The sequence below is a fragment of the Halomonas sp. H2 genome, from assembly GCF_050215315.1.
Classification (GTDB): domain Bacteria; phylum Pseudomonadota; class Gammaproteobacteria; order Pseudomonadales; family Halomonadaceae; genus Vreelandella.
On sequence record NZ_CP189760.1, the window covers coordinates 89,431 to 110,987 of the forward strand.

Annotated in this window: 19 protein-coding genes and 3 pseudogenes; 18 read left to right on the forward strand and 4 right to left on the reverse strand. The window is 55.0% G+C overall.

What is annotated here, in order from left to right:
* The first annotated feature begins 54 nt into the window (after positions 1-54).
* Positions 55-840: a ribonucleoside-diphosphate reductase gene (locus ACQE2I_RS00375; RefSeq protein WP_427029543.1), complete on the forward strand. Its 786-nt coding sequence runs from the start codon at positions 55-57 to the stop codon at positions 838-840.
* A 66-nt stretch (positions 841-906) separates the two neighbouring features.
* Here ACQE2I_RS00375 and uvrA read toward each other — a convergent pair whose 3' ends face one another.
* Complete coding sequence (gene uvrA, locus ACQE2I_RS00380) at positions 907-3,756, reverse strand: excinuclease ABC subunit UvrA (RefSeq protein ID WP_427029544.1); 2,850 nt, start codon at positions 3,754-3,756, stop codon at positions 907-909.
* Positions 3,757-3,961: 205 nt separating this feature from the next.
* Here uvrA and ACQE2I_RS00385 point away from each other — a divergent pair, with 205 nt between their 5' ends.
* The 3 genes from ACQE2I_RS00385 to ACQE2I_RS00395 all read left to right on the forward strand — a co-directional run bounded on the left by ACQE2I_RS00385 (position 3,962) and on the right by ACQE2I_RS00395 (position 6,833).
* The gene (locus tag ACQE2I_RS00385) at positions 3,962-5,341 is read left to right on the forward strand and encodes an MFS transporter (RefSeq protein ID WP_427029545.1); all 1,380 of its coding nucleotides are present in this window, start codon (positions 3,962-3,964) and stop codon (positions 5,339-5,341) included.
* Positions 5,342-5,411: 70 nt separating this feature from the next.
* Complete coding sequence (locus tag ACQE2I_RS00390) at positions 5,412-6,059, forward strand: single-stranded DNA-binding protein (protein WP_427029546.1); 648 nt, start codon at positions 5,412-5,414, stop codon at positions 6,057-6,059.
* Between the two features lie 234 nt (positions 6,060-6,293).
* Positions 6,294-6,833: a hypothetical protein gene (locus ACQE2I_RS00395; RefSeq protein WP_427029548.1), complete on the forward strand. Its 540-nt coding sequence runs from the start codon at positions 6,294-6,296 to the stop codon at positions 6,831-6,833.
* A gap of 3 nt (positions 6,834-6,836) precedes the next feature.
* Here ACQE2I_RS00395 and ACQE2I_RS00400 read toward each other — a convergent pair.
* The 3 genes and pseudogenes from ACQE2I_RS00400 to ACQE2I_RS00410 all read right to left on the reverse strand — a co-directional run.
* Positions 6,837-7,052, reverse strand: a pseudogene (locus ACQE2I_RS00400) (IS3 family transposase); the annotation flags it as partial.
* A gap of 12 nt (positions 7,053-7,064) precedes the next feature.
* A complete protein-coding gene (locus ACQE2I_RS00405) occupies positions 7,065-8,123 on the reverse strand; it encodes an IS110 family transposase (RefSeq protein ID WP_427029549.1) in 1,059 nt (352 codons plus the stop codon).
* A gap of 211 nt (positions 8,124-8,334) precedes the next feature.
* A pseudogene (locus tag ACQE2I_RS00410) lies at positions 8,335-9,299 on the reverse strand (IS3 family transposase); the annotation flags it as partial.
* 184 nt (positions 9,300-9,483) lie between these two features.
* On the opposite strand from ACQE2I_RS00410, the gene ACQE2I_RS00415 reads away from it, so the two are divergent.
* The 14 genes and pseudogenes from ACQE2I_RS00415 to ACQE2I_RS00480 all read left to right on the forward strand — a co-directional run bounded on the left by ACQE2I_RS00415 (position 9,484) and on the right by ACQE2I_RS00480 (position 21,516).
* On the forward strand, positions 9,484-10,239 hold the full coding sequence (locus ACQE2I_RS00415; protein ID WP_427029550.1) for an IclR family transcriptional regulator: 756 nt from the start codon (positions 9,484-9,486) through the stop codon (positions 10,237-10,239).
* On the forward strand, positions 10,236-10,772 hold the full coding sequence (locus ACQE2I_RS00420; protein WP_427029551.1) for a TRAP transporter small permease: 537 nt from the start codon (positions 10,236-10,238) through the stop codon (positions 10,770-10,772). The genes ACQE2I_RS00415 and ACQE2I_RS00420 overlap by 4 nt, the downstream gene beginning before the upstream one ends.
* On the forward strand, positions 10,769-12,058 hold the full coding sequence (locus ACQE2I_RS00425) for a TRAP transporter large permease (protein ID WP_427029552.1): 1,290 nt from the start codon (positions 10,769-10,771) through the stop codon (positions 12,056-12,058). The genes ACQE2I_RS00420 and ACQE2I_RS00425 overlap by 4 nt, the downstream gene beginning before the upstream one ends.
* 13 nt (positions 12,059-12,071) lie before the next feature.
* A complete protein-coding gene (locus tag ACQE2I_RS00430; protein ID WP_427029553.1) occupies positions 12,072-12,470 on the forward strand; it encodes a cupin domain-containing protein in 399 nt (132 codons plus the stop codon).
* Between the two features lie 42 nt (positions 12,471-12,512).
* Positions 12,513-13,547 carry a TRAP transporter substrate-binding protein DctP gene (gene dctP / locus ACQE2I_RS00435; RefSeq protein ID WP_427029554.1) on the forward strand — a complete coding sequence of 345 codons (1,035 nt, stop codon included), beginning with the start codon at positions 12,513-12,515 and terminating at the stop codon, positions 13,545-13,547.
* Complete coding sequence (locus ACQE2I_RS00440) at positions 13,531-14,814, forward strand: CaiB/BaiF CoA transferase family protein (RefSeq protein WP_427029555.1); 1,284 nt, start codon at positions 13,531-13,533, stop codon at positions 14,812-14,814. Before dctP ends, ACQE2I_RS00440 begins: the two co-directional genes overlap by 17 nt.
* Position 14,815: 1 nt before the next feature.
* The gene (locus ACQE2I_RS00445) at positions 14,816-15,283 is read left to right on the forward strand and encodes a MaoC family dehydratase (protein WP_427029556.1); all 468 of its coding nucleotides are present in this window, start codon (positions 14,816-14,818) and stop codon (positions 15,281-15,283) included.
* Positions 15,283-16,131, forward strand: coding sequence for an HpcH/HpaI aldolase/citrate lyase family protein (locus ACQE2I_RS00450; RefSeq protein WP_427029557.1), 849 nt, complete (start codon positions 15,283-15,285; stop codon positions 16,129-16,131). The genes ACQE2I_RS00445 and ACQE2I_RS00450 overlap by 1 nt, the downstream gene beginning before the upstream one ends.
* Positions 16,128-16,598, forward strand: a complete 471-nt coding sequence (locus ACQE2I_RS00455) for a MaoC family dehydratase (RefSeq protein WP_427029558.1) — start codon at positions 16,128-16,130, stop codon at positions 16,596-16,598. The genes ACQE2I_RS00450 and ACQE2I_RS00455 overlap by 4 nt, the downstream gene beginning before the upstream one ends.
* 84 nt (positions 16,599-16,682) lie before the next feature.
* The gene (locus ACQE2I_RS00460; RefSeq protein WP_427029559.1) at positions 16,683-16,982 is read left to right on the forward strand and encodes a transposase; all 300 of its coding nucleotides are present in this window, start codon (positions 16,683-16,685) and stop codon (positions 16,980-16,982) included.
* Positions 16,983-16,993: 11 nt separating this feature from the next.
* Complete coding sequence (locus ACQE2I_RS00465; protein ID WP_427031362.1) at positions 16,994-17,689, forward strand: IS3 family transposase; 696 nt, start codon at positions 16,994-16,996, stop codon at positions 17,687-17,689.
* A gap of 172 nt (positions 17,690-17,861) precedes the next feature.
* Positions 17,862-18,920: an IS110 family transposase gene (locus ACQE2I_RS00470; RefSeq protein ID WP_427029549.1), complete on the forward strand. Its 1,059-nt coding sequence runs from the start codon at positions 17,862-17,864 to the stop codon at positions 18,918-18,920.
* Between the two features lie 12 nt (positions 18,921-18,932).
* Positions 18,933-19,127 (forward strand): annotated as a pseudogene (locus tag ACQE2I_RS00475) (IS3 family transposase); the annotation flags it as partial.
* Entirely contained in the window at positions 19,099-21,516 is a 2,418-nt protein-coding gene (locus ACQE2I_RS00480) for a type I restriction endonuclease subunit R (protein ID WP_427029560.1), read from the forward strand. The pseudogene ACQE2I_RS00475 and the gene ACQE2I_RS00480, both read left to right, overlap by 29 nt.
* Positions 21,517-21,557 lie beyond the last annotated feature (41 nt).

Genomic DNA, 21,557 nt, shown 5'->3' on the forward strand with positions numbered 1-21,557 from the left:
ACTGACAACAATCGCCCGATTACCTTTGCATTGCCTTTGCTGATGGAGAACACCATGGCTGTTGAAATTACCTCAAAAATTGTTGGTTACCGTATCAAGCAGCAGGAGCAGGCCGCGCCCACTCCTGAGCTGCAGGATGAAGATCCGCTAACGGTGCGTATTCCTTCCCGCCCGGAAGGTACCTTAGAAGCAGTTTCCGAAAAGATCTCATATGTAGGCGCCGAAGGGCGCAAGAAAGTCTATCTGTTGGTGTCGTTTATGCCGGTGGAAGGTGTGATTGGCAGTCAACGCGTGGTGATTGAGCGCCCGGTGGAGTTCTTTTTCCCATCCGGGCAGCTCTCCAGCGAGCATCAGTGGATCACCGCGACCATGCGTAGCTTGTCGCTGGCGGCCCGCGGTGGTTATGTCACCCAGGCGGTGGCGGATCTGCGTAAAGTGGCTTGGGATAAAGGCTTGGTGCGCTGTGGTATGAACCGCTGGAACAAACCGATGTTCCACGATTCAGAAGTGGCGGCGATTGCCTGGTCGATCCAGCAGATTCTCTATCGTCGCGGCTTCCTGGATCAGGATGGCAACCAAGTGCCGGTTGAGCAGTTGGTCGAGCGCTACGCCCACCGCATGACCCACGGCCATGCTTGGCAGCCGGAGGAAGAGGCAGCCGATGTACACGTTGAAGCGGGGGCAGTAGAGCCTATTGGCGGGGCGCCGTTAGCGCCAAAAAAGCCTGAAGGCAGCGGCCCTGCCACGGTGGGTAACTGCCCTGAGTGTCGTGGTGAGCTGATCATGATGGATGGTTGCCCCACCTGCTACGCCGGCTGCGGCTGGTCCAAGTGCGGCTAGCTCAGCCTTTTGATTAGCGCGGTCTTTTAAATAGCTTAGCCTGGGGGTGAATAACCCCCAGGCTTTTTAGCGTTTAGTCGCGCGTTCTTTGCTACGCGCCAGCAGTGGTGCTAAGAAACGACCGGTATGCGAAACGTTCTGTTTAGCGATCTGTTCCGGTGTACCTTCAGCAATGATCTGCCCGCCACCGGAGCCCCCTTCGGGGCCGAGATCGACAATCCAGTCGGCGGTTTTGATCACATCCAGGTTGTGCTCAATCACCACGATAGTATTGCCGTGATCGCGCAGGCGGTGGAGTACCGTCAGCAGCTGGCGGATATCCTCAAAGTGTAGCCCGGTAGTGGGCTCATCAAGAATATACAGCGTTTTGCCGGTATCGCGCTTGGCCAGTTCGCGGGCCAGTTTAACCCGCTGCGCTTCGCCGCCCGAAAGGGTGGTGGCGCTCTGCCCTAAGCGAATGTAGGAAAGGCCTACGTCGAGCAAGGTTTGCAAACGGCGTGCAATGGCGGGTACTGGGCTAAAGAATTCCAGTGCGTCTTCCACCGTCATGGCCAGCACTTCGTGGATCGTTTTACCCTTGTAGTGAATATCCAGGGTTTCGCGGTTGTAGCGCTTGCCCTTACACACGTCGCAGGGCACGTAGATATCCGGCAGAAAGTGCATCTCTACCTTGATCATGCCTTCGCCCTGGCACGCCTCGCAGCGCCCACCTTTAACGTTAAAGCTGAAGCGGCCGGGCTTATAGCCCCGGGAACGCGCTTCTTGGGTGCCCGCAAACAGCTCGCGAATTGGCGTGAAAATACCCGTATAGGTGGCCGGATTGGAGCGTGGCGTGCGGCCAATCGGGCTTTGGTCGATATCGATGACTTTATCGAGCTGGTCGAGCCCCTCGATCTTCTCATAGGGCGCGGCGGTCAGCGTGGTCGCGCGGTTTAATTCGCGCGCGGCAATCGGCATTAACGTGCCGTTGATCAACGTCGATTTACCCGAGCCGGAAACGCCGGTAATGGCGATAAACAGCCCCAGTGGCAGGCTAAGCGTTACATTCTGCAGATTATTACCGGTAGCGCCGCGCACAATCAGCTGCTTTTCTGGGTTGCCGGGAATGCGGTAGGGCGGCACGGCGATTTCCCGGGTGCCAGATAAGTATTGGCCGGTCAGCGAGTTGGGGTTGTCCATCACGTCTTGCGAGGTGCCCTGGGCGACAATTTCACCGCCGTGAACACCTGCACCTGGGCCGATATCCAGCACGTGATCAGCGGCGCGAATGGCGTCTTCATCGTGCTCGACCACAATCACGGTATTGCCCAAATCGCGCAGCCGCTCAAGGGTTTTCAGCAGTCGGTCGTTGTCCCGCTGGTGCAAGCCAATTGAGGGCTCATCGAGAATATACATCACCCCGACCAGGCCCGCGCCAATTTGGCTGGCCAACCGGATACGTTGGGCTTCACCGCCGGAAAGGGTATCGGCGCTGCGCTCAAGATTAAGGTAATCCAGTCCCACATTGACCAAAAACTCTAATCGGGCGTGGATCTCATGGACGATTTTATCGGCGATCTCACCTTTGCGTCCCGGCAGGCTTAAATCGGCAAAGTAGCGCCAGGCTTCACCAATCGGGAAGCGCACAATCTCGGCGATATTGTGATCATCCACGTAAACATGGCGTGACTCTTTACGCAGTCGCGAGCCGTTACAGGTCGCACAAGGCTGCACGGCGATGTATTTGACCAGGTCATCGCGCACCATGTTGGATTCGGTTTCCCGATAGCGGCGCTGCATATTGGGCAGCACGCCTTCGAAAGCGTGTTCGCGGGTTACTTTACGGCCGCGATCACCCACGTACACAAATGGGATTTGCTCGTCGCCGCTGCCGTTGAGGATAACCTCCCGATCGCGGCGGGCGAGCTTTTGCCAGGGCGTTTCCAGCTCGAAGCCATAGTATTTGGCCAGCGCCTGGAGCTGGGTAAAGTAGTAAATATTGCGCCGATCCCAGCCTTTGATCACGCCTTCGGCCAGTGAGAGTTCCGGATGACTGATCAGTTTGTCGGGGTCGAAGTACTGCTGCACACCCAGCCCGTCGCAGGTGGGGCAGGCGCCCGCCGGGTTGTTGAACGAGAACATGCGTGGCTCAAGCTCCGCCAAGGAGTAACCACACACCGGGCAGGCAAAACGTGACGAAAAGGCAATATCTTCGCGCTCACCGTCCATAAAGTGAACCATGGCGGTGCCGTCAGCGAGGTTCAGCGCGGTTTCAAAGGACTCCGCCAAGCGTTGGGCAAGGTCATCGCGCACTTTGAAGCGGTCAACGACGACGCTGATATCGTGTTTTTTGCGCTTATCCAGCGGTGCGATGTCGTCCAGCTCGAGCACTTGGCCATCGACCAGGGCGCGTACGAAGCCCTGGGCGCGCAGTTCGGCTAATAACTGTAAATGTTCGCCTTTGCGACCTTTGACTACCGGCGCCAGCAGCATCAGTTTGGTACCTTCGGCGAGGTTCATGACTTGGTCGACCATCTGCGAAATGGTCTGGGCTTCCAAGTCTTCGCCATGTTCGGGGCAGCGGGGCGTCCCGGCACGGGCAAACAGTAGGCGCAGGTAGTCGTAAATTTCGGTGATGGTGCCCACGGTCGAGCGCGGGTTGTGGGAGGTCGACTTCTGCTCAATGGAGATCGCAGGCGACAGCCCTTCGATGTGATCCACATCGGGCTTTTCCATCATCGACAGGAACTGGCGCGCATAGGTGGAGAGCGATTCCACGTAGCGGCGCTGCCCCTCGGCGTAAAGGGTGTCGAACGCTAACGACGATTTACCCGAGCCGGAGAGGCCGGTTATCACAATCAGCTTGTTACGGGGCAGCTCCACATCGATCTGCTTGAGGTTGTGGGTGCGGGCACCCCTGACCAGAATGCTGTCCATCAACACCTCGAATCGCGCGGCAAAAGCGTGATTATACGTTTGTCAGACCCCTCCCGGCAAAACGGCTTTGGTAACCTGCGGCAACTAGTGACGTTTCCAGGGCCGACTCAAACGGCTAGAATAGAGGATTGTCGTTAGTTGTTACGGTTATTGACCCCCACGTTTATCCACCACCTACTGACTCTTCGTCACACATAAGGGCACTATGCGCAAGGTTTCCGCACTATTGCTGGCCTCTGAACGTCGTGCGATCAGCGGCTTGGCCGGGCTTTATGCATCTCGCATGCTGGGGCTTTTTATGGTGTTGCCGGTGTTGGCGCTGTATGCCGACACGCTTGAAGGTTCGACCCCGCTGTTGGTGGGCATTGGATTGGGCGTTTATGGTTTAACCCAGGCGACGCTGCAAATCCCGTTCGGCTTACTCTCTGACCGCATTGGCCGCAAGCGGGTCATTGCCATAGGGCTGGTGATTTTTGCGCTTGGCAGCGTGGTTGCCGCGCTTTCCGATACTATTGGCGGCGTGATCGCCGGGCGGGCGCTTCAAGGCGGGGGCGCCGTGGCTGCGGCGATTATGGCACTGCTGGCGGATCAAACCCGTGAGCAGGTTCGCACCGCCGCCATGGCGACCATTGGCCTCTCGATTGGCGTGTCGTTTGCCATTGCTATGGTGCTGGGCCCCTGGCTTGCCGCCTGGGTGGGACTGGCGGGTGTGTTCTGGTTTACCGCGCTGCTGACGCTGGTTAGTTTGCTGGTGCTGTGGCGCTGGGTGCCCGCCGCGCCGCGCAGGCGGCGTCACCGCGATGTGGGAATGGATCGCCAGCAGTTTAAGAGTGTGATAACCCGCCCCGATTTATGGCGGTTGGATCTGTCAATTTTTGCCCTGCACCTGGTGCTGATGGCGATATTTGTCGCGGTGCCGTTTCGGCTATTGAACGCTGGCGTGGCGATTGAGTATCACGGACTGGCGTATCTTGGCATTATGGCGCTATCGTTTGTGGCCATGGTGCCGCTAATTATTGTGGCAGAGAAGCAACAGCGCATGCGCTTGATGTGCCTACTGGCCATTGGCGCTATTGTGATCAGCCTGGCAGGGCTGGGGCTACCATTATCGCCGGGCTATTGGCTGTTTATATGGCTGTTCATATTCTTTACTGGCTTTAACTTGCTGGAAGCCACGCTTCCTTCCATGCTCAGTAAGCTGGCGCCGGCGGGCGCGAAAGGCACCGCGATGGGGGTGTACTCTACCAGCCAATTTTTAGGCGCTTTTTTAGGTGGTACGCTAGGCGGTTTGCTGGCTCATTATGGAGGCCTTGACGCGGTCTTTATCGGCTGTGCTGGGCTGGCGCTGTGCTGGTGGGTCGCCATGTGGCGGATGCCCATGCCACCGCCACTTTCCAGCGAAGTGGTAGCGCTGCACGAGACCCAGGCAGATGCGCTCGACCTGCTGATGGAACATTTAGCCGATGTGGTCGGCGTTGAGGACGTCATGGTGGTGCCGGAAGAGCGTTTGGTCTATCTAAAGGTAAACCGTCAACAGCTTGACCAGGCGGCATTGACAAAGCTCTTGGCGCCACCCAAATCTTAAGCTAGCTGGGTTGTAACACTGACCACAGCTGGTAATTAACCCTACATGGCAGCATTTAAAGGAGCGCCTTATGGCTCGCGGCATTAATAAAGTAATTTTGATTGGTAACCTCGGGCAGGATCCAGAGGTGCGTTTCACGCCCAGCGGCACCGCCGTGGCGAACTTAAACCTGGCCACCACCGATACCTGGATGGATCGCCAGAGCGGCCAACGCCAAGAGCGTACCGAATGGCACCGCGTGGTGATGTTCAATAAAACCGCCGAAATCGCCCAGCAGTACCTGAAAAAAGGATCCAAAGTGTATATTGAAGGGCGCCTGCAGACCCGCAAGTGGCAGGATCAAAACGGCCAGGATCGCTACTCAACCGAAATTGTTGCCAACGATATGCAGATGCTTGACGGTCGCAGCGGTGATTTTCAGGGCGGCGGTGCCCCGCAAAACAACTACGACCAAAACGCTGCTGCGCAGAACAGCGCGCCGCAGAACAATCCTGGCCAAAATAACCCGGCCCAGAATAACCAGGGCGGCGGTTACCCCCAACAGGGCGGCGCACCGCAAGGCGGAAATAACTACCCAGGCGGGCAGAGCCCACAGCAGCCGCCACGGCCAGCGCCACAGCAGGGCAATCAAGCACCCCAGCCCAACCAGCAGAACAGCAGTTACGGTGCGCCTGATCCGGGTAACTTTGACGACTTCGACGATGAGATTCCGTTCTAGCGCATGGTAAAGTAGTATGTAAAGTTGCCATCTGTTCGCAGGTTGTATTTATCTATTTATTACAGTGACTTGAGATTTTATGAAGCCATTTTCAACGTATAGTTGAAGATGGCTTTTTTTATGTGTTTTTTAACAGCACGTATAGTTGTTTTTAGGAGTAAAAATGATGTGTATCAAACGTATGGTGAGGTAGATATATAGTATCGATTTGTATAGTTAAAGGTGGAGCAATCGATGCGAATCGAGGTTATCAGACAAGCAGCCGGGCATGAGTTGCCGTTGCTGCTCGATGAAGATGGCATGCCAATCCCGAGTGCGAACGAATTTATTCTTGGCCGTCAGCACCTAAAGACGAACACGCTAGCCCGTAATGCGCGAGAGCTGATGATTTTTTTTGAGTGGCTGGACGACCAAGGAATCGATCTTTGGCACAGAGTCAGTCGTGGACAAGGGTTTACCGAGGCGGAGGTTGTAGGCAGCCTCTTCGTCATGCTTCGGCGAGACCGCTCACGTGGAAAAGTGACAAAGCTGGCTGTCGAACCTGATACTTACAACCAGAGGCTGCTGACAATTGCAGCCTTTTTGCGCTGGTATTTCGACACGTGTTTGGTTGGCATGTCGTCGGATAACCGAGTGCGCGAGCGGGTGAAAGAAAACCAAGCGCGGGTCGCGAGCTGGTTTAACGAAGGTTCTATCAGCGCTGCTCCAACTTCCCGGGCGAGCGGAAGTAAGAGTATGACGGATAGAGAGCATGCGTTTTTGGTTGAGTTGTAGTGGTCAAGTAAAACTGGCCACCGGTTTATAGTTAACCCAGTATTTTTCCTCTGCCTGATTTGGACTCATACCACCGTTATGTTGGTGAGGCCTAAGCTGGCTGTAATACCCGATTAAATAGTTCACGATATGATGCTGCCCCTGCAAGAATGAGCGATAGCCGTACGTTGGCACCCATTCAACTTTTAAGCTCCTAAAAAACCTCTCCATTGGCGCATTGACGCTCCTATGTCAAACGGCCTCTCGTAATTTGCCAAGATCTTCCATTATCAAGGGAAATAGCTCGCGGACAATATATCGTTTCAGGCAACGATGAATTTCCTTGGAGGTCAGTCCTTCCGCCGTTCGGCGATCGACATAAGCACGGGTCCGAGGATCGCTTCGCATTCTGACCATGGCTATGGTCCACAAGGCATTGTTAGCAGCTCGGCTACCGCCTCGATTTAAGCGGTGCCTTATCGTTTTGCCTGAAGAGGCAGGCAAAGGATTTACACCGCAAAGAGCAGCCAAGGCAGCCTCATTTGTTAAGCGCTCAGGATTGTCTCCCGCAACGGATAAAAGAACGGCCGCCGTATGAGGACCTACGCCAAAGCGGCTTCGCAAATTCTGCGCATGTTTTTGAGTCAGAGCCTCTAACTGCTTATCGAGTTGTTCTAATTCGGTAGCTAGCGTTAACCATCGCTTGGCAAGCGCCTTGAGCGTCGATGCTAGTGTTTGCAAGAGAGCACTATCCCCTAAGCTGCGAACTCTCGCACACGCTTTCACGCACTCATTCGTTTTCGCTCTCCACAGCTTCTCACGGACTTCCTGAGGCGCACTCACCAATAGCGCTCGCAATTGATTGATAGCTTGCGTTTTGGCTTTTACAGCGCTGCGCCTGGCAACTGATACGATACGCATCGCTTCACAAGCGCCTGATTGCTGTTTGGGTATAGCAGTCGCTACACCTGACAATACCGACCTGGCAGCATTTTCAGCATCAGTTGGGTCAGACTTGCCTTTTTGCCGCCGATTCGATCTATCAGGGCGATTAACTTCAAAGACAGTGATTTCATAATCAATCAAAAAACGGCAAAGCCCCGCGCCGTAAGTACCTGTTCCTTCAACACCTGCACGAGTCAGGGTGCCAAACAACGACGACCAGCTTAATAGTTCGGCATAACCTGCTGCATTAGCAGACACAGAGCGAGTTCCAAGTAATTGACCTAGCTCGTTAATAACCACACCGACATGAATATCTAAATGTGTATCTACACCGAGAATAAGTGCTTGCTGCGATTCCACGTTCATGGGACACCTCTTCAGCTACGGCATATTCCCAATCTCAATCGCAGGACAGGACACTCACGGTGCAGAACAAAGCTCCTATTAGGTCACAAACGCTGAGCCCGGGAAGTTTCGGGGAACATCAACACTGGCCGACAGGTCAATGCAAAGGCAATTAAGCCAATCCCAGCACGGGTCAGGCCAGTGCGATGCTCACAAGAATAGTAGATTGAGTATCCCAGCAGTTCCCACGTCGGCTTAGACTTTGTTTTATCTGACATTTCCAAAGCGTTTGGCGGTACTTACGGCTCGTATAATGACTGCCCTGATCACTGTGGAACATAACCCCTTTTGGCCGCCCACGACTCTCATAAGCCATTTTTAATGCACTGCTGGTGAGCTCGCTATCGGGTGATAACGACATTGCCCAGCCGACCGCTTTCCTAGCAAATAAATCCATGACAACGGCTAGATAAGCCCAACGATTGCCAGTCCAGATATACGTGACGTCGCCACACCAAACCTGGTCGGGTGTCTCGACGTTAAACTGTCGCTCTAAGTGGTTCGGTATCTCAACATGCTCATCACCTGTTTTCTTGTAGGTGTGCCCAGGCACTTGGCAGCTAATTAGGCCAAGCTTTTCCATCAGGCGGCCAGCGCGATAGCGACTTAACGGCACATCCTGCCTTGTCGCCATCTCTGCGATGCTGCGCGCCCCTGCAGAGCCTTCGCTCTCGCGAAAGAGCTCTCTGACCTTGGCTATTTCCTTAGTCTTCGTGGCACACACAGGTCTTTTTGAACGTTGTCTCCAGTATTTAAAGCTGCTGCGATGCACGCCAAACACGTCACACAGTTTTTTTACCGGGTAGCTCGTCTTGAGTTTCTCGATTAGCGAGAAGTGTTCAGGGAGTCCGACATCAAGAGAGCGGTAGCCTTTTTTAGGATGTCTTTTTCCATCTCAATGTCACGGATGCGCTTTTCAAGCTCGCGAATCCTGAGCTGATCGGGTGTCATGGGCGTTGCTTTAGGGCTTTGGCCATCACGCTCTTGGCGTAACTGACGAACCCATTTATCCATGCTCGAATACCCCACATTCATGGCTTCAGCCGCTTCTCTAACTGTATAGTTTTGATCAACGACTAGCTGTGCTGCTTCGAGCCGGAATTCAGGGCTAAAGTTACGTTTTGGTCTTGTTGCCATGCTGCCACCTAGTGATGTCTTGGTGCATATTAGCACCTCTAATTAGGTGGCCAAATTCACTATGCCACTACAATATACTTGACAGTGCCTCAATAGGGGTTTATTTCTTATATGTGAATAATTATTCTGAATGATGAATATTTAAAATGATTCAGGGATGGGTCGGGCGAGGGGAGAAATATGCATGTCAGTTAGACAAGTGGAAAACGTGCTCCGGTTCTTCGAGTTTTTTTCGGTGGAGCAAGCTCCGGCGACCTTGACCCAGATGGCGGCCGCGTTGTCGCTTCCGATGTCAAGTACTAGCAATTTGGTCAGTACGCTGCGCGAGCACGGTTACTTGTATGAGATCCGGCGCCGCGGGGGGTTCTACCCGACGCGCCGGATGTTCGATGTCAGCCAGTGTATCTTGGACGGTGACCCGGTTCTTAAAATGGTATCGGATCACATGGCTGATCTTCGATCTGAGACTGGGGAGACAGTGCTACTGGCTGCTCGTGACGGTAACGAGGTCGTTTATCTCGACACGCTGGTATCCACGAAGGGAGTCCGCTATTCGGCATATGCCGGTGAGCGTCGGCCGGTCTATGCCATTTCTTCGGGTAAGGCGATTCTGTCTGCCCTGCCGGATGACGATTTAAGGGCCGAGCTGGAGGCGATGGACTATTCAGAGGCTGCCAGCCATTCCATCACTGATCCCGATGAGTTGTTTCGCACAATCACGGAAAGTCGCCGCCGTGGTTGGTTCCTGAACGCTACCGAGTTCACGCCCGAGGTTTCCGGCGTGGGCATGCTGCTAGAAGTGGTCGGGCAGAAAATAGGGCTGTCGGTGGCAGGGCCGAACTATCGCATGGAAGGCCGTCATGAGGAAATCGCTGCCGCGCTGGGCCGAACGATCGATGCTATTTATGCCCAAATCGACAAACGCGGAGGTGAAAAATGATCCGCACATTCATGCAGAAAGTTGATACGGCTTTTACGGCAGTGGCTGTCGTGGCAATAGCATCGCTGACGCTGCTGGTGGTGGCCGATGTCTCCCTACGCTATGGAATCGGCAAACCACTCTTTTTTTCACATGATGTCGTGATTCTTTATCTGACTCCTGCGCTGTTCTTCTTTGGTGTTGGACCGACCTATTGGCGCAACGAGCACTTGGCGGTTGATCTTCTTGTTCTGAAACTCCCAATTCGGTTACGCGCCCTGACCGATCTCGTAGGAGCAATAATCGGCTTTTTCATTTTCGTGCTTCTGGTTTGGGTGTCTTGGGATCGCGCGTGGATAAGTTTTGCTAACAGCGAACGCATCGCCAGCATCATCCCTTGGCCCGCGTGGCTCAGCTATGTACTAGTGCCGGTCGGCTCGTTGGCAATGGTGCTGATCTGCCTCAGCCGTCTAGTGCTTGCTAGCCAAGCTGTAATCACGGGGCGGAGTCCATCCATGAACGAACATTATAAGCATGAGGAAGAGGCCGTATGATATCTCTGCTCGTTGTTCTCGGTCTTCTTTTATTGCTGATTATTGGTGTTCCTGTCGGATTGGCGCTGGCCTTCTCGGGTATGATCGGAATGATAGCCATGGTTGGCTTCAATAGTGCCTTATCTGTACTAGCAACCACGCCGCTTTCGACCACCAACAGCTACGAACTGATTGCCGTCCCCCTATTCATCCTGATGGCTGAATTTGTCATCGTCAGTGGTATCGCCGATCGCATGTTCAAGGCGATTACCATATGGGTCGGTCGGTTGCCCGGCGGTCTCGCAGTCGCGACGGCGCTGGCTGGTGCCGGCTTCGGAGCAATTTCCGGCTCCTCAACCGCGTCCGCGGCGGCACTTTCCTCCACTTCGATTCCGGCCATGCGTCGGGCCGGTTACGAGGCCAAGTTTTCTTCGGGAGTTGTGGCGGTGTCCGGCACGCTTGCGATGCTGATACCGCCTTCGATCGCCTTGGTACTGTATGGAATCATCGTTGAGGAGAACATTGCCTCCCTGCTCATCGGTGGTGTCATACCCGGCATTCTCGTGACAATTGGCATCATCGCGACGATTTACGTTTTGATGGCGCGGGATCCTTCCATTGCTCCTGCGGCGAAGCCCTGGCCTATGCGCGACAAGCTCTATGCTCTGCGAGAAATTGGCCCGATGTTGGTGCTGCTGGCATGTGTCACCGGATCGATCTATCTGGGTATCGCCACACCCACCGAAGCAGCGGGGCTGGGGGCCTTCGGTGCCTTCGTAATAGCGGTAGCCTTCCGCAAACTCACTTGGGCCAGCGTCTGGGGCGCTCTCTCTCGCTCGGTACGGGCAACTTGCATGATCTTCCTGATCATCATCGGGGCCCACATCTTCGGATACGTCCTGACATTGGGCCAGATAACCCCTCAATTCGTCGACTGGATTACCACACTGGAAGTCTCGCCCTACGTGATAATAGCCGGAATCATTCTGTTCTACCTCGTGCTGGGCTGCTTCATGGATCAGCTTGCCATTTTGATTCTTACCGTGCCGGTAATGGCACCTGCGGTCGTCAGTTTGGGGTTCGATCCGGTGTGGTTCGGTGTGCTCGTAGTAGTTTCGGCTGAGGTAGGGATGATCACGCCGCCTTTAGGCATGAACATCTTCGTGGTAGCACGCTACGCGGAACGACCGCTGTCCGAAATTTTTCGTGGCGTCGCGCCACATGTACTCACCCATCTCATCATCATCGCGCTTCTTGTGGCCTTCCCACAACTGGTGCTGTGGCTGCCCGGAACCATCAATAACTGAATGGGAATACACCATGACACGTACTAAAGCTGCCGCACTTGCCCCGTCGGTCTTCTTCATGACCGAGGAAAAGGCAGAGCCTTATTGCCCTAGCGGTCATAAAGGCACAGTGAATCGCCGGCTCGTCTCATCGGAGACGGGGGCCACACAAATGGAAGTGCTGATCGGCCGCATCGAGCCGGGACAGGGGGCGACACCGCACTTTCATCCCGGCATCGACCAGTTTTGCTGGATGCTGGAGGGCCGGGCCCGTGTGACGATAGGTGACTACGAGCAGGAGATCGGACCCGGCGAGAGTTGCTTCTTCGCGGCTAACATGCCGCATACATTCACTGCCACCGGTGACACGCCTGTGCGCGTTCTGATCTGTTATGCGCCGCCCTATGAAGAAGGGGCACGTATAGAGTGCTGAAAGACCCTGTTATTCCAAAAATAATCCCAAGAGGAGATAACCATGAAACTCGTCCCTACTACTATAACGCTCTTGGCGGCTATCGCAGCTGCGCCGTCGATGGCCCAGGAGGTCACGCTTAAGATCGCGGACAGCTTACCCGCTGACCATATTATCACGCAGCATACCACCGATGTATTCATGGAGCGTGTGCAAGAGGAACTTGGCGACCGCGTTGCCTTTGAACACTATCCAGCTCAACAACTGGCCAAAGCCAAGGATATCCTGTCCGTCACTCAAGCGGGCATAGCCGATATCGGCTATGTAGTGCCGTCCTATGTCTCCGAGAAAATGCCGTTAGGCGGTGTCGTCGAATTGCCGGGTGAGATCCAATCGTCTTGCGAAGGTACGTTGGCTTTTCGCAACTTGGTGCAACCCGGCGGTATGCTCGACGAGCTGGAATTCCAGCCCAATGGGGTCCGTGTGCTTTACAACGTTGCTCTATCGCCTTACCAAGCCATTTTTTCCAAGCGTGCGGACGTGGAGACGCTCGAGGATTTCGAAGGTATGAAGATGCGATCGAACCCAGGCGCTATGGAACTGTCGCTGCAATCCGTAGAGGCGGTCCCTGTACGAATGTCACCGCCTGAGATCTTCGACGCAATAACCAAAGGAACAATCGATGGCGCGCTCTTGCCGTTCGCTTCGGTCTTCTCCTACAGTCTCGACCAGATCGTTGGCTCAGCCACTAAGAACGCTAACTTCGGCAGCGTAGGCATTACCTACGCGATTTCTGAGAACAAGTGGAATAGCCTCCCCGAGGACATCCAGGAAGTGCTGACCCGAGTCGGTCGGGACGTCACAGAAAGCGCCTGTTCCGCCTTCGACGAAGCTGAGAAAGCACTATCGACCGAAATGGCTGAAAAGGGGGCAACCATCTTCGACCTCTCCGAGGAGGAAACAGCGAGGTTGAACGCATCCTTTGAAAACGTTGCGCAGGACTGGGCGGAGACGCTCGACAGCCGTGGCAAGAAAGGCAGTGAGGCTCTATCGGCTTTCCGTGAGCAAGTCGAGATGCAGCGTGCCGAAGGTACCTGATCGAAAGAACCATAACGACGGCGGCAATACTGCCGCCGTCTATCAAGATAAGGAGGTTCGTGTGCTGGATCTTTTGAATGGCGTTCGAGTTGTCGAGCTCACCACCATCGTGCTAGGGCCCATGGTCGGGCAGATGCTGGCCGATTTTGGTGCCGATGTCATCAAGGTCGAAGCACCGAGCGGAGACCTGGCTCGCCAGGTAGAGCCTCGTTCGGCGACGGGCGAAAGCTCGATGTTCGTGAACTGTAACCGCAACAAGCAGAGCCTGGCCGTTAATCTGAAATCGGAGGAAGGTCGTGAAGTCATACGCCGTCTGATCGTTGAGGCGGACGTCTTTGTGCACAATATGCGGACCAAGGCGATTGAGCGATTGGGCCTTGATGCTGCAACGCTTCACGAGCTCAATCCGGGACTCATCTACTGTTCTGCCATCGGTTTTGGTAGTGACGGTCCCTATGCCGATCGGCCGGCCTACGATGATGTGATCCAGGCTGCCTCGGGTATCGCGCAGTTGCCGACCTATACCGGCTCTGATCCTGCCTACGTGCCTGGGGTGATCGGTGACAAGATCGCTGCGCTCTATGCCGCCAACGCGATTACGGCTGCGCTTTACAATAAAGCTCAGACCGGCCGCGGCGTTGAACTAGAGGTCCCTATGTTTGAGGTCATGAGTTCCTTCGTGATGACCGAACACCTGGCAGCTGCCTCTTTCGACGAGAAAGCCAAGCCCGGCTATCAGCGGCTGCTCAATCGGTATCGCCGCCCGTTTCGCACTTCCGATGGCTGGGTAGCGGTGTTGCCCTATAACGAGGCGCACTGGCGCCGAACGCTCACAGAAATCGGCCGAGAAGATGTCTTCGAGCAGGAGTGGTTTCAGAGTGACTCCACACGCTCGAGTCGCGTTAGCGACATGTACGAAATTCTTAGCCAGGCCATGCCGGAGCGCACGACCGAGGAATGGCTGACGACCTTCGAACGGCTTGATGTGCCCCATTCGCGGGTCAGTACGCTGGAAGACCTGTTGACCGACCCGCACCTTCAGGCGGTCGGGTTCTTCGATGCGACAGATGATACTCCTGGCCGAGTGCGGTCGGTGCCACAGCCAGTGCGGGTTCGCGGAGCCGGTGTGGCACCCGACCGGCGGGCCCCGTTGCTCGGCGAGAACAGCCTGCAGCTTCTGGGCGAGCTTGGCTACGATGACCATGAGGCGCAGGAGCTGATTTCCCGCGGTGTGGTGCGCAGTTCCATCAAGACAGGGGAGGCATGATATGGCGGGACTATGGCTTGAGGAGTTCAACGAAGGGCAGGTCATCCATCACGCGATCACGCGGACCGTAACCGAGGCCGACAACATGTTCTTTTCCACGCAGACCATGAATCCGCAGCCGCTGCACATCGACCGGCACTTTGCGGCTGTCACCGAATGGGGCCAGCCGCTGGTCAATTCACTTCTGACCCTGGGCATCATGATAGGTATTTCAGTCCACGAAACAACACTCGGTACCACGATCGGCAACCTCGGTATGACCGACGTGAAGTTCCCCGCACCACTCTTTCACGGAGACAGTCTGCGGGTGGAGACCGAGGTCGTTTCGGCGCGCGCGTCCAGGTCTCATACAGGAAAAGGGATTGTCGAGTTCGAGCATCGTGCCTACAAACAGGATGATACGCTCGTCGCTTCATGCCGTCGCACGGCGCTCATGCGGGCGCGGCCCGAAGCGGAGGGCACCATCTGATGCGCTCCTGGCTCTTCGTTCCCGGCAATCGCCCCGATATGATGGAGAAGGCTGCGCGCGCCGACGCTGATGCCATCATCTTGGATCTTGAGGACTCCGTTTCACCACAGAAGAAGGCGGAGGCGCGTAAGGCTGTTGCCAGCGCATTGGCAACCCTCCATCGCACATCCAGGGTCTGGGTGCGCGTGAACCCGGTGACCAGCGATCATTGCGAGGATGACATCGCCGTTGCGCTGGCGGGCGGCGCAGACGGGCTTGTCTTACCGAAATCCGAAAGCGGGGATACGGTTCGGCAGCTGATGCGTATGGCCGGAACCGGCTGCCCACCGATCCTGGCGATTGCCACCGAGACCGCAGGTTCGCTCTTTGGACTTGGGAGCTACGGCGGACTGGAGGAGGCTCTTTATGGTATGGCTTGGGGGGCCGAGGACTTGTCGGCCAACCTGGGTAGCTCGGCAACCCGCGACGAGACCGGCACGCTGACAGGCCCCTTCGCGCTGGCCCGCAACCTGATGCTGACCGGCGCCGTCCGGGCGGGATGCCAGCCGATCGACACCGTGTGGACGGCGACACGTGACCTGGAAGGGCTGGAGGCCGAGTGCAATGCTGCCCGCCGTGATGGCTTCACGGGCAAGATGGCCATCCATCCCAACCAGGTGCCGATTATCAACCGCTCGTTTCTACCAACAACAGAGGAAATTGATATGGCCGAGCGAATTATCGTCGAACTGGGGAAGAACCCCGACGTCGGCGCGGTCAGCATCAATGGCCAGATGATCGACATGCCGCATCTGAAGCGAGCCGCCCGCGTCTTGAAACTGTCGAAGCAATACGGAGGTGCGACATGAACAACATGCCAAAACGCTTGGGACGCGGCTTTTTTTGGCAAGAGCTGATGACTGGAGAGAGATACCTGACTTACGGGCGGACGATCACATCGGCCGATATCAGTACCTTCGTGGGCCTAGCCGGGATGATCGAAATCCTGTTCACCAACGCCGAGTACCGGCGGAGCGACGGCGCTATTAAAGGCGAGCCATCCCCGGGTGCGCTAGTTTTTTCGGTAGCTGAGGCGCTGTCGCTCAATGCCACCGCACAGGAAACGGGACTAGCGTTCCTTGGGTTGTCCTCGCTCGACATCAAGGGGCCTGTGCAGGCTGGCGACACGCTGGAGGTCGAAATCGAGGTTCTCGATATTCGGCAAGAGAGCAAGGGCAGTCGGGGCTTGGTCCGAACGCGGAACATCGTGCGAAACCAACATGGGCGGGAAGTCATGGTCTACGACCCACTCCGTCTGATGATGGGTAAGCCGTAATGCAACCACAAGCCCACTGAAGTGGTTATAGTTTCCCGGACACACAGACGCAGATAATATTATCTGCCCATCAAGGTGTGTGCCATGAGTCAGAAAAAAAGCAATTCGTATACAGCCGAGTTTAAAGAAGCCGCCGTCAAACTAGCGGTGGAATCCGATCAACCGATCGCCCAGTCGGCGCGCGAGTTGGGCGTTAACGTCAACACGCTGCATACTTGGATCGATAAATTCCATGGCAAGCAGACGAGTGATTCGAGTAGTGCGGTTGACGACAAGCACCTATATGAAGAGTTGAAGCAACTCCGGCGTGAGAATGCTCGGCTGAAGGAAGAGCGGGAACTGTTAAAAAAGGCGGCGGCCTTCTTCGCCAAAGAATCGAACTGAGGTACGGCTTCATCGAGGAGCATCGGGGCACGTTCAGCACTGCCCTGATGTGCCGAGTGTTTGAAGTCTCTCGCAGTGGCTATTACGAGTGGCGAACTAGACCGTCCAGCCAGCGAGTCCGGGATGATCAGGCGTTGAAGGCCAGTATTCGTGAACATCATAAAAAAAGCCGCTCAACCTATGGAACACGGCGTATTCAAAAGCAACTGGCTGAAGACGGAGAAACCGTCAGCCGCCGTCGAATCGGTCGATTGATGGGTGAAGAGGGCCTTGAGTGCAAGATGCGGCGCAAGTTCAAAGCGACGACCAATTCAAAGCATAACAAGCCGGTAGCCGCGAACCTGCTGAATCGTAACTTCACGGCATCAGAGCCTGATCAGGCTTATGTCGGTGATATCACCTATATCTCGACACGGGAGGGCTGGCTGTACCTAGCCGTCTTCATTGACCTTTGCTCACGAGCGGTCGTCGGATGGTCCATGGATAGCCGGATGCCGGCAGCGTTGGTGAACGACGCGCTGACCATGGCGATCTTTAAGCGTCGGCCAGCAGCCGGTCTGCTGGTTCACAGTGACCGTGGCAGCCAGTATGCCTCGGATAGTTTCCAGGGCTTGCTCAAGCAGCATGAGTTCAAGTGCAGCATGAGCCGCAAGGGTAACTGTTGGGACACTCAATCTACTATTCTTGTGAGCATCGCACTGGCCTGACCCGTGCTGGGATTGGCTTAATTGCCTTTGCATTGACCTGTCGGCCAGTGTTGATGTTCCCCGAAACTTCCCGGGCTCAGCGTTTGTGACCTAATAGGAGCTTTGTTCTGCACCGTGAGTGTCCTGTCCTGCGATTGAGATTGGGAATATGCCGTAGCTGAAGAGGTGTCCCATGAACGTGGAATCGCAGCAAGCACTTATTCTCGGTGTAGATACACATTTAGATATTCATGTCGGTGTGGTTATTAACGAGCTAGGTCAATTACTTGGAACTCGCTCTGTGTCTGCTAATGCAGCAGGTTATGCCGAACTATTAAGCTGGTCGTCGTTGTTTGGCACCCTGACTCGTGCAGGTGTTGAAGGAACAGGTACTTACGGCGCGGGGCTTTGCCGTTTTTTGATTGATTATGAAATCACTGTCTTTGAAGTTAATCGCCCTGATAGATCGAATCGGCGGCAAAAAGGCAAGTCTGACCCAACTGATGCTGAAAATGCTGCCAGGTCGGTATTGTCAGGTGTAGCGACTGCTATACCCAAACAGCAATCAGGCGCTTGTGAAGCGATGCGTATCGTATCAGTTGCCAGGCGCAGCGCTGTAAAAGCCAAAACGCAAGCTATCAATCAATTGCGAGCGCTATTGGTGAGTGCGCCTCAGGAAGTCCGTGAGAAGCTGTGGAGAGCGAAAACGAATGAGTGCGTGAAAGCGTGTGCGAGAGTTCGCAGCTTAGGGGATAGTGCTCTCTTGCAAACACTAGCATCGACGCTCAAGGCGCTTGCCAAGCGATGGTTAACGCTAGCTACCGAATTAGAACAACTCGATAAGCAGTTAGAGGCTCTGACTCAAAAACATGCGCAGAATTTGCGAAGCCGCTTTGGCGTAGGTCCTCATACGGCGGCCGTTCTTTTATCCGTTGCGGGAGACAATCCTGAGCGCTTAACAAATGAGGCTGCCTTGGCTGCTCTTTGCGGTGTAAATCCTTTGCCTGCCTCTTCAGGCAAAACGATAAGGCACCGCTTAAATCGAGGCGGTAGCCGAGCTGCTAACAATGCCTTGTGGACCATAGCCATGGTCAGAATGCGAAGCGATCCTCGGACCCGTGCTTATGTCGATCGCCGAACGGCGGAAGGACTGACCTCCAAGGAAATTCATCGTTGCCTGAAACGATATATTGTCCGCGAGCTATTTCCCTTGATAATGGAAGATCTTGGCAAATTACGAGAGGCCGTTTGACATAGGAGCGTCAACGCCCCGTCAGAAAGCTTCTTTCATACTCTAAAGACCGAGTTGGTGTATCACGAGGACTTTAAGACGCGAGAGGAAGCGAGGCAGGCGATCTTCGAGTATATCGAGGTATTTTATAATCGGGTGCGGCTGCACTCCAGCAACGACTATATGAGTCCAGCGGACTATGAATCGAGGCTACGTGCAGCCGCTTAAAAAAGTGTCCGGAAAACTGTTGCCAGATCAATTTCATGCGGTGCGTGAGGCGGTGCGGGCCACTGTAATTGCCGCCCAGGCACCGGAACAAGGCTTCCATACCAGAGAGAGACGTGCGGTCTATGGCGATAAAGTGCATCTTGGCAGCAAGAGAGCCGGGGTGGTGTGGCACACCCAGGGATCGGGTAAGAGCATTTCTATGTGTTGTTACGCCGGCAAGCTGCTGCAACAGCCAGAAATGAATAACCCCACCCTTATCGTAGTGACCGACCGCAACGATCTGGATGGCCAACTGTTCGCCACCTTTAGCGCCGCCCGAGAATTGCTCAAGCAGGAGCCGGTGCAGGCGGATGATCGGGATACCTTGCGTCAGCTGCTTTCGGAGAGGGAGTCTGGCGGTATTATCTTCACCACGGTGCAGAAGTTTGCTTTGCTGAATGATGAGTCTGGCCACCCAATACTGAACGATCGACACAACATTGTGGTGATCTCCGATGAGGCCCACCGTAGCCAGTACGGCTTGAAAGCCACCCTCAAGAAAGACGGCACCTACAAATTTGGTTACGCCCGCCATATGCGAGATGCGCTGCCTAACGCCTCGTTCATTGGTTTCACTGGCACCCCTATTGAAAGCGAAGACAAAGACACCCGCGCCGTGTTTGGCGATTACGTCTCCATCTACGACATTCAAGATGCTGTTGATGATGGGGCGACGGTGCCTATCTTCTATGAGTCGCGTTTGGCCAAACTGGACATCAACCGTGACCAGATCGAAGAACTGTCGGCCCAGGTCGAAGAAGTGGTGGAAGACGAGGAGGACGTTGGCAGCCGCGAAAAAACTAAGGGCGAGTGGAGTCGTTTAGAAAAACTGGTAGGTGCTGGCCCGCGCTTACAACAGGTAGCAGAAGACTTGGTAAACCACTTTGAAACCCGTTCCAGCACCATCACGGGCAAAGCCATGATCGTGGCCATGAGTCGGGAAATCGCGGTGCATCTCTATAACGCGTTGGTTGAGCTGCGGCCGGAGTGGCACGATGATGACCCAGAGAAAGGCGCGATCAAGGTTGTCATGACTGGTTCTGCCTCTGACCGGGCATTGCTACAGCCGCACGTTTACAATAAGAAAACCAAAAAGCGGTTTGAAAAACGCTTTAAAGACGTCAACGACCCGCTCAAATTGGTGATCGTGCGGGATATGTGGCTCACTGGCTTCGATGCGCCTTGCTGTCACACAATGTACGTAGACAAGCCTATGAAGGGCCACAACCTCATGCAGGCCATTGCCCGGGTCAACCGTGTGTTCAAAGACAAACCCGGTGGCTTGGTGGTGGACTACATCGGCATTGCCAATGAGCTCAAACAGGCTCTGAAAACCTACACCGACGCCAAGGGTAAGGGAACGCCTACCCATAGCGCCGAAGAGGCCTACGCCATCCTGGTAGAAAAGCTGGATATCATCCACGGCATGTTCGCCCCCGGTCCAAAAGGCAACGGCTTTGACTACCGAGGCTTCGATACTGAACCACACAAATGGTTGATACCCACCGCAAACTACGTGCTTAGCCTTGAAGATGGCAAGAAACGCTTCCTGGATACTGTCCTGGCCATGAATAAAGCGTTTTCCCTGTGTGCGACTCTCGATGCAGCGCAAGACCTGCAGAAAGAGGTAGCGTTCCTATCCCAGGTGAAGACCGCCATCACCAAGTTCACCAGCGTTGACAAGAAGCTCACCGAGGAAGAGAAGAATACCGCCCTCAAGCAGATTTTGGATAATGCGCTGGTCTCCGAAGGTGTTACCGATGTCTTTGCTTTATGCGGCTTGGACAAGCCCAATATCGGCCTGCTCTCTGACGAATTTTTGGAAGACGTTCGCCAGATGCCCTATAAGAACTTCGCCGTGGAGCTCTTAGAAAAGCTGCTCAAAGATGACATCAAAGCCAAGACCCGCAACAACGTTGTTCAAGAGAAGAAGTATGCGGACCGTTTGCAGGAAACCCTGCGTCGGTACAACAACCGGGGCATTGAAACGGCGCAGGTCATTGAAGAGCTGATCGCCATGGCCAAGCAGTTTCAGGCGGAGTTGGAGCGTGATGCCGCTCTTGGCCTGAACTCGGACGAGGTCGCCTTTTACGACGCCCTGGCCAGCAACGAAAGTGCGGTGCGTGAGCTGGGCGACGAAATCCTGAAAGCCATCGCCGTTGAGATCACGGAAAAGCTACGCAAATCTACCACCGTCGATTGGCAGGCGCGGGAAAGCGTACGGGCGAAGCTGAGGATTCTAGTGCGCCGCACGCTGCAACGCTACAAATACCCGCCCGACAAATCCGCGGAAGCGGTGGAGCTGGTTCTCAAGCAGGCGGAGGTGCTATCGAATGGCTGGAGCCAATGAGGGGACAAGAGACATCTCTGAGTGTCACCGCAAGATGACAT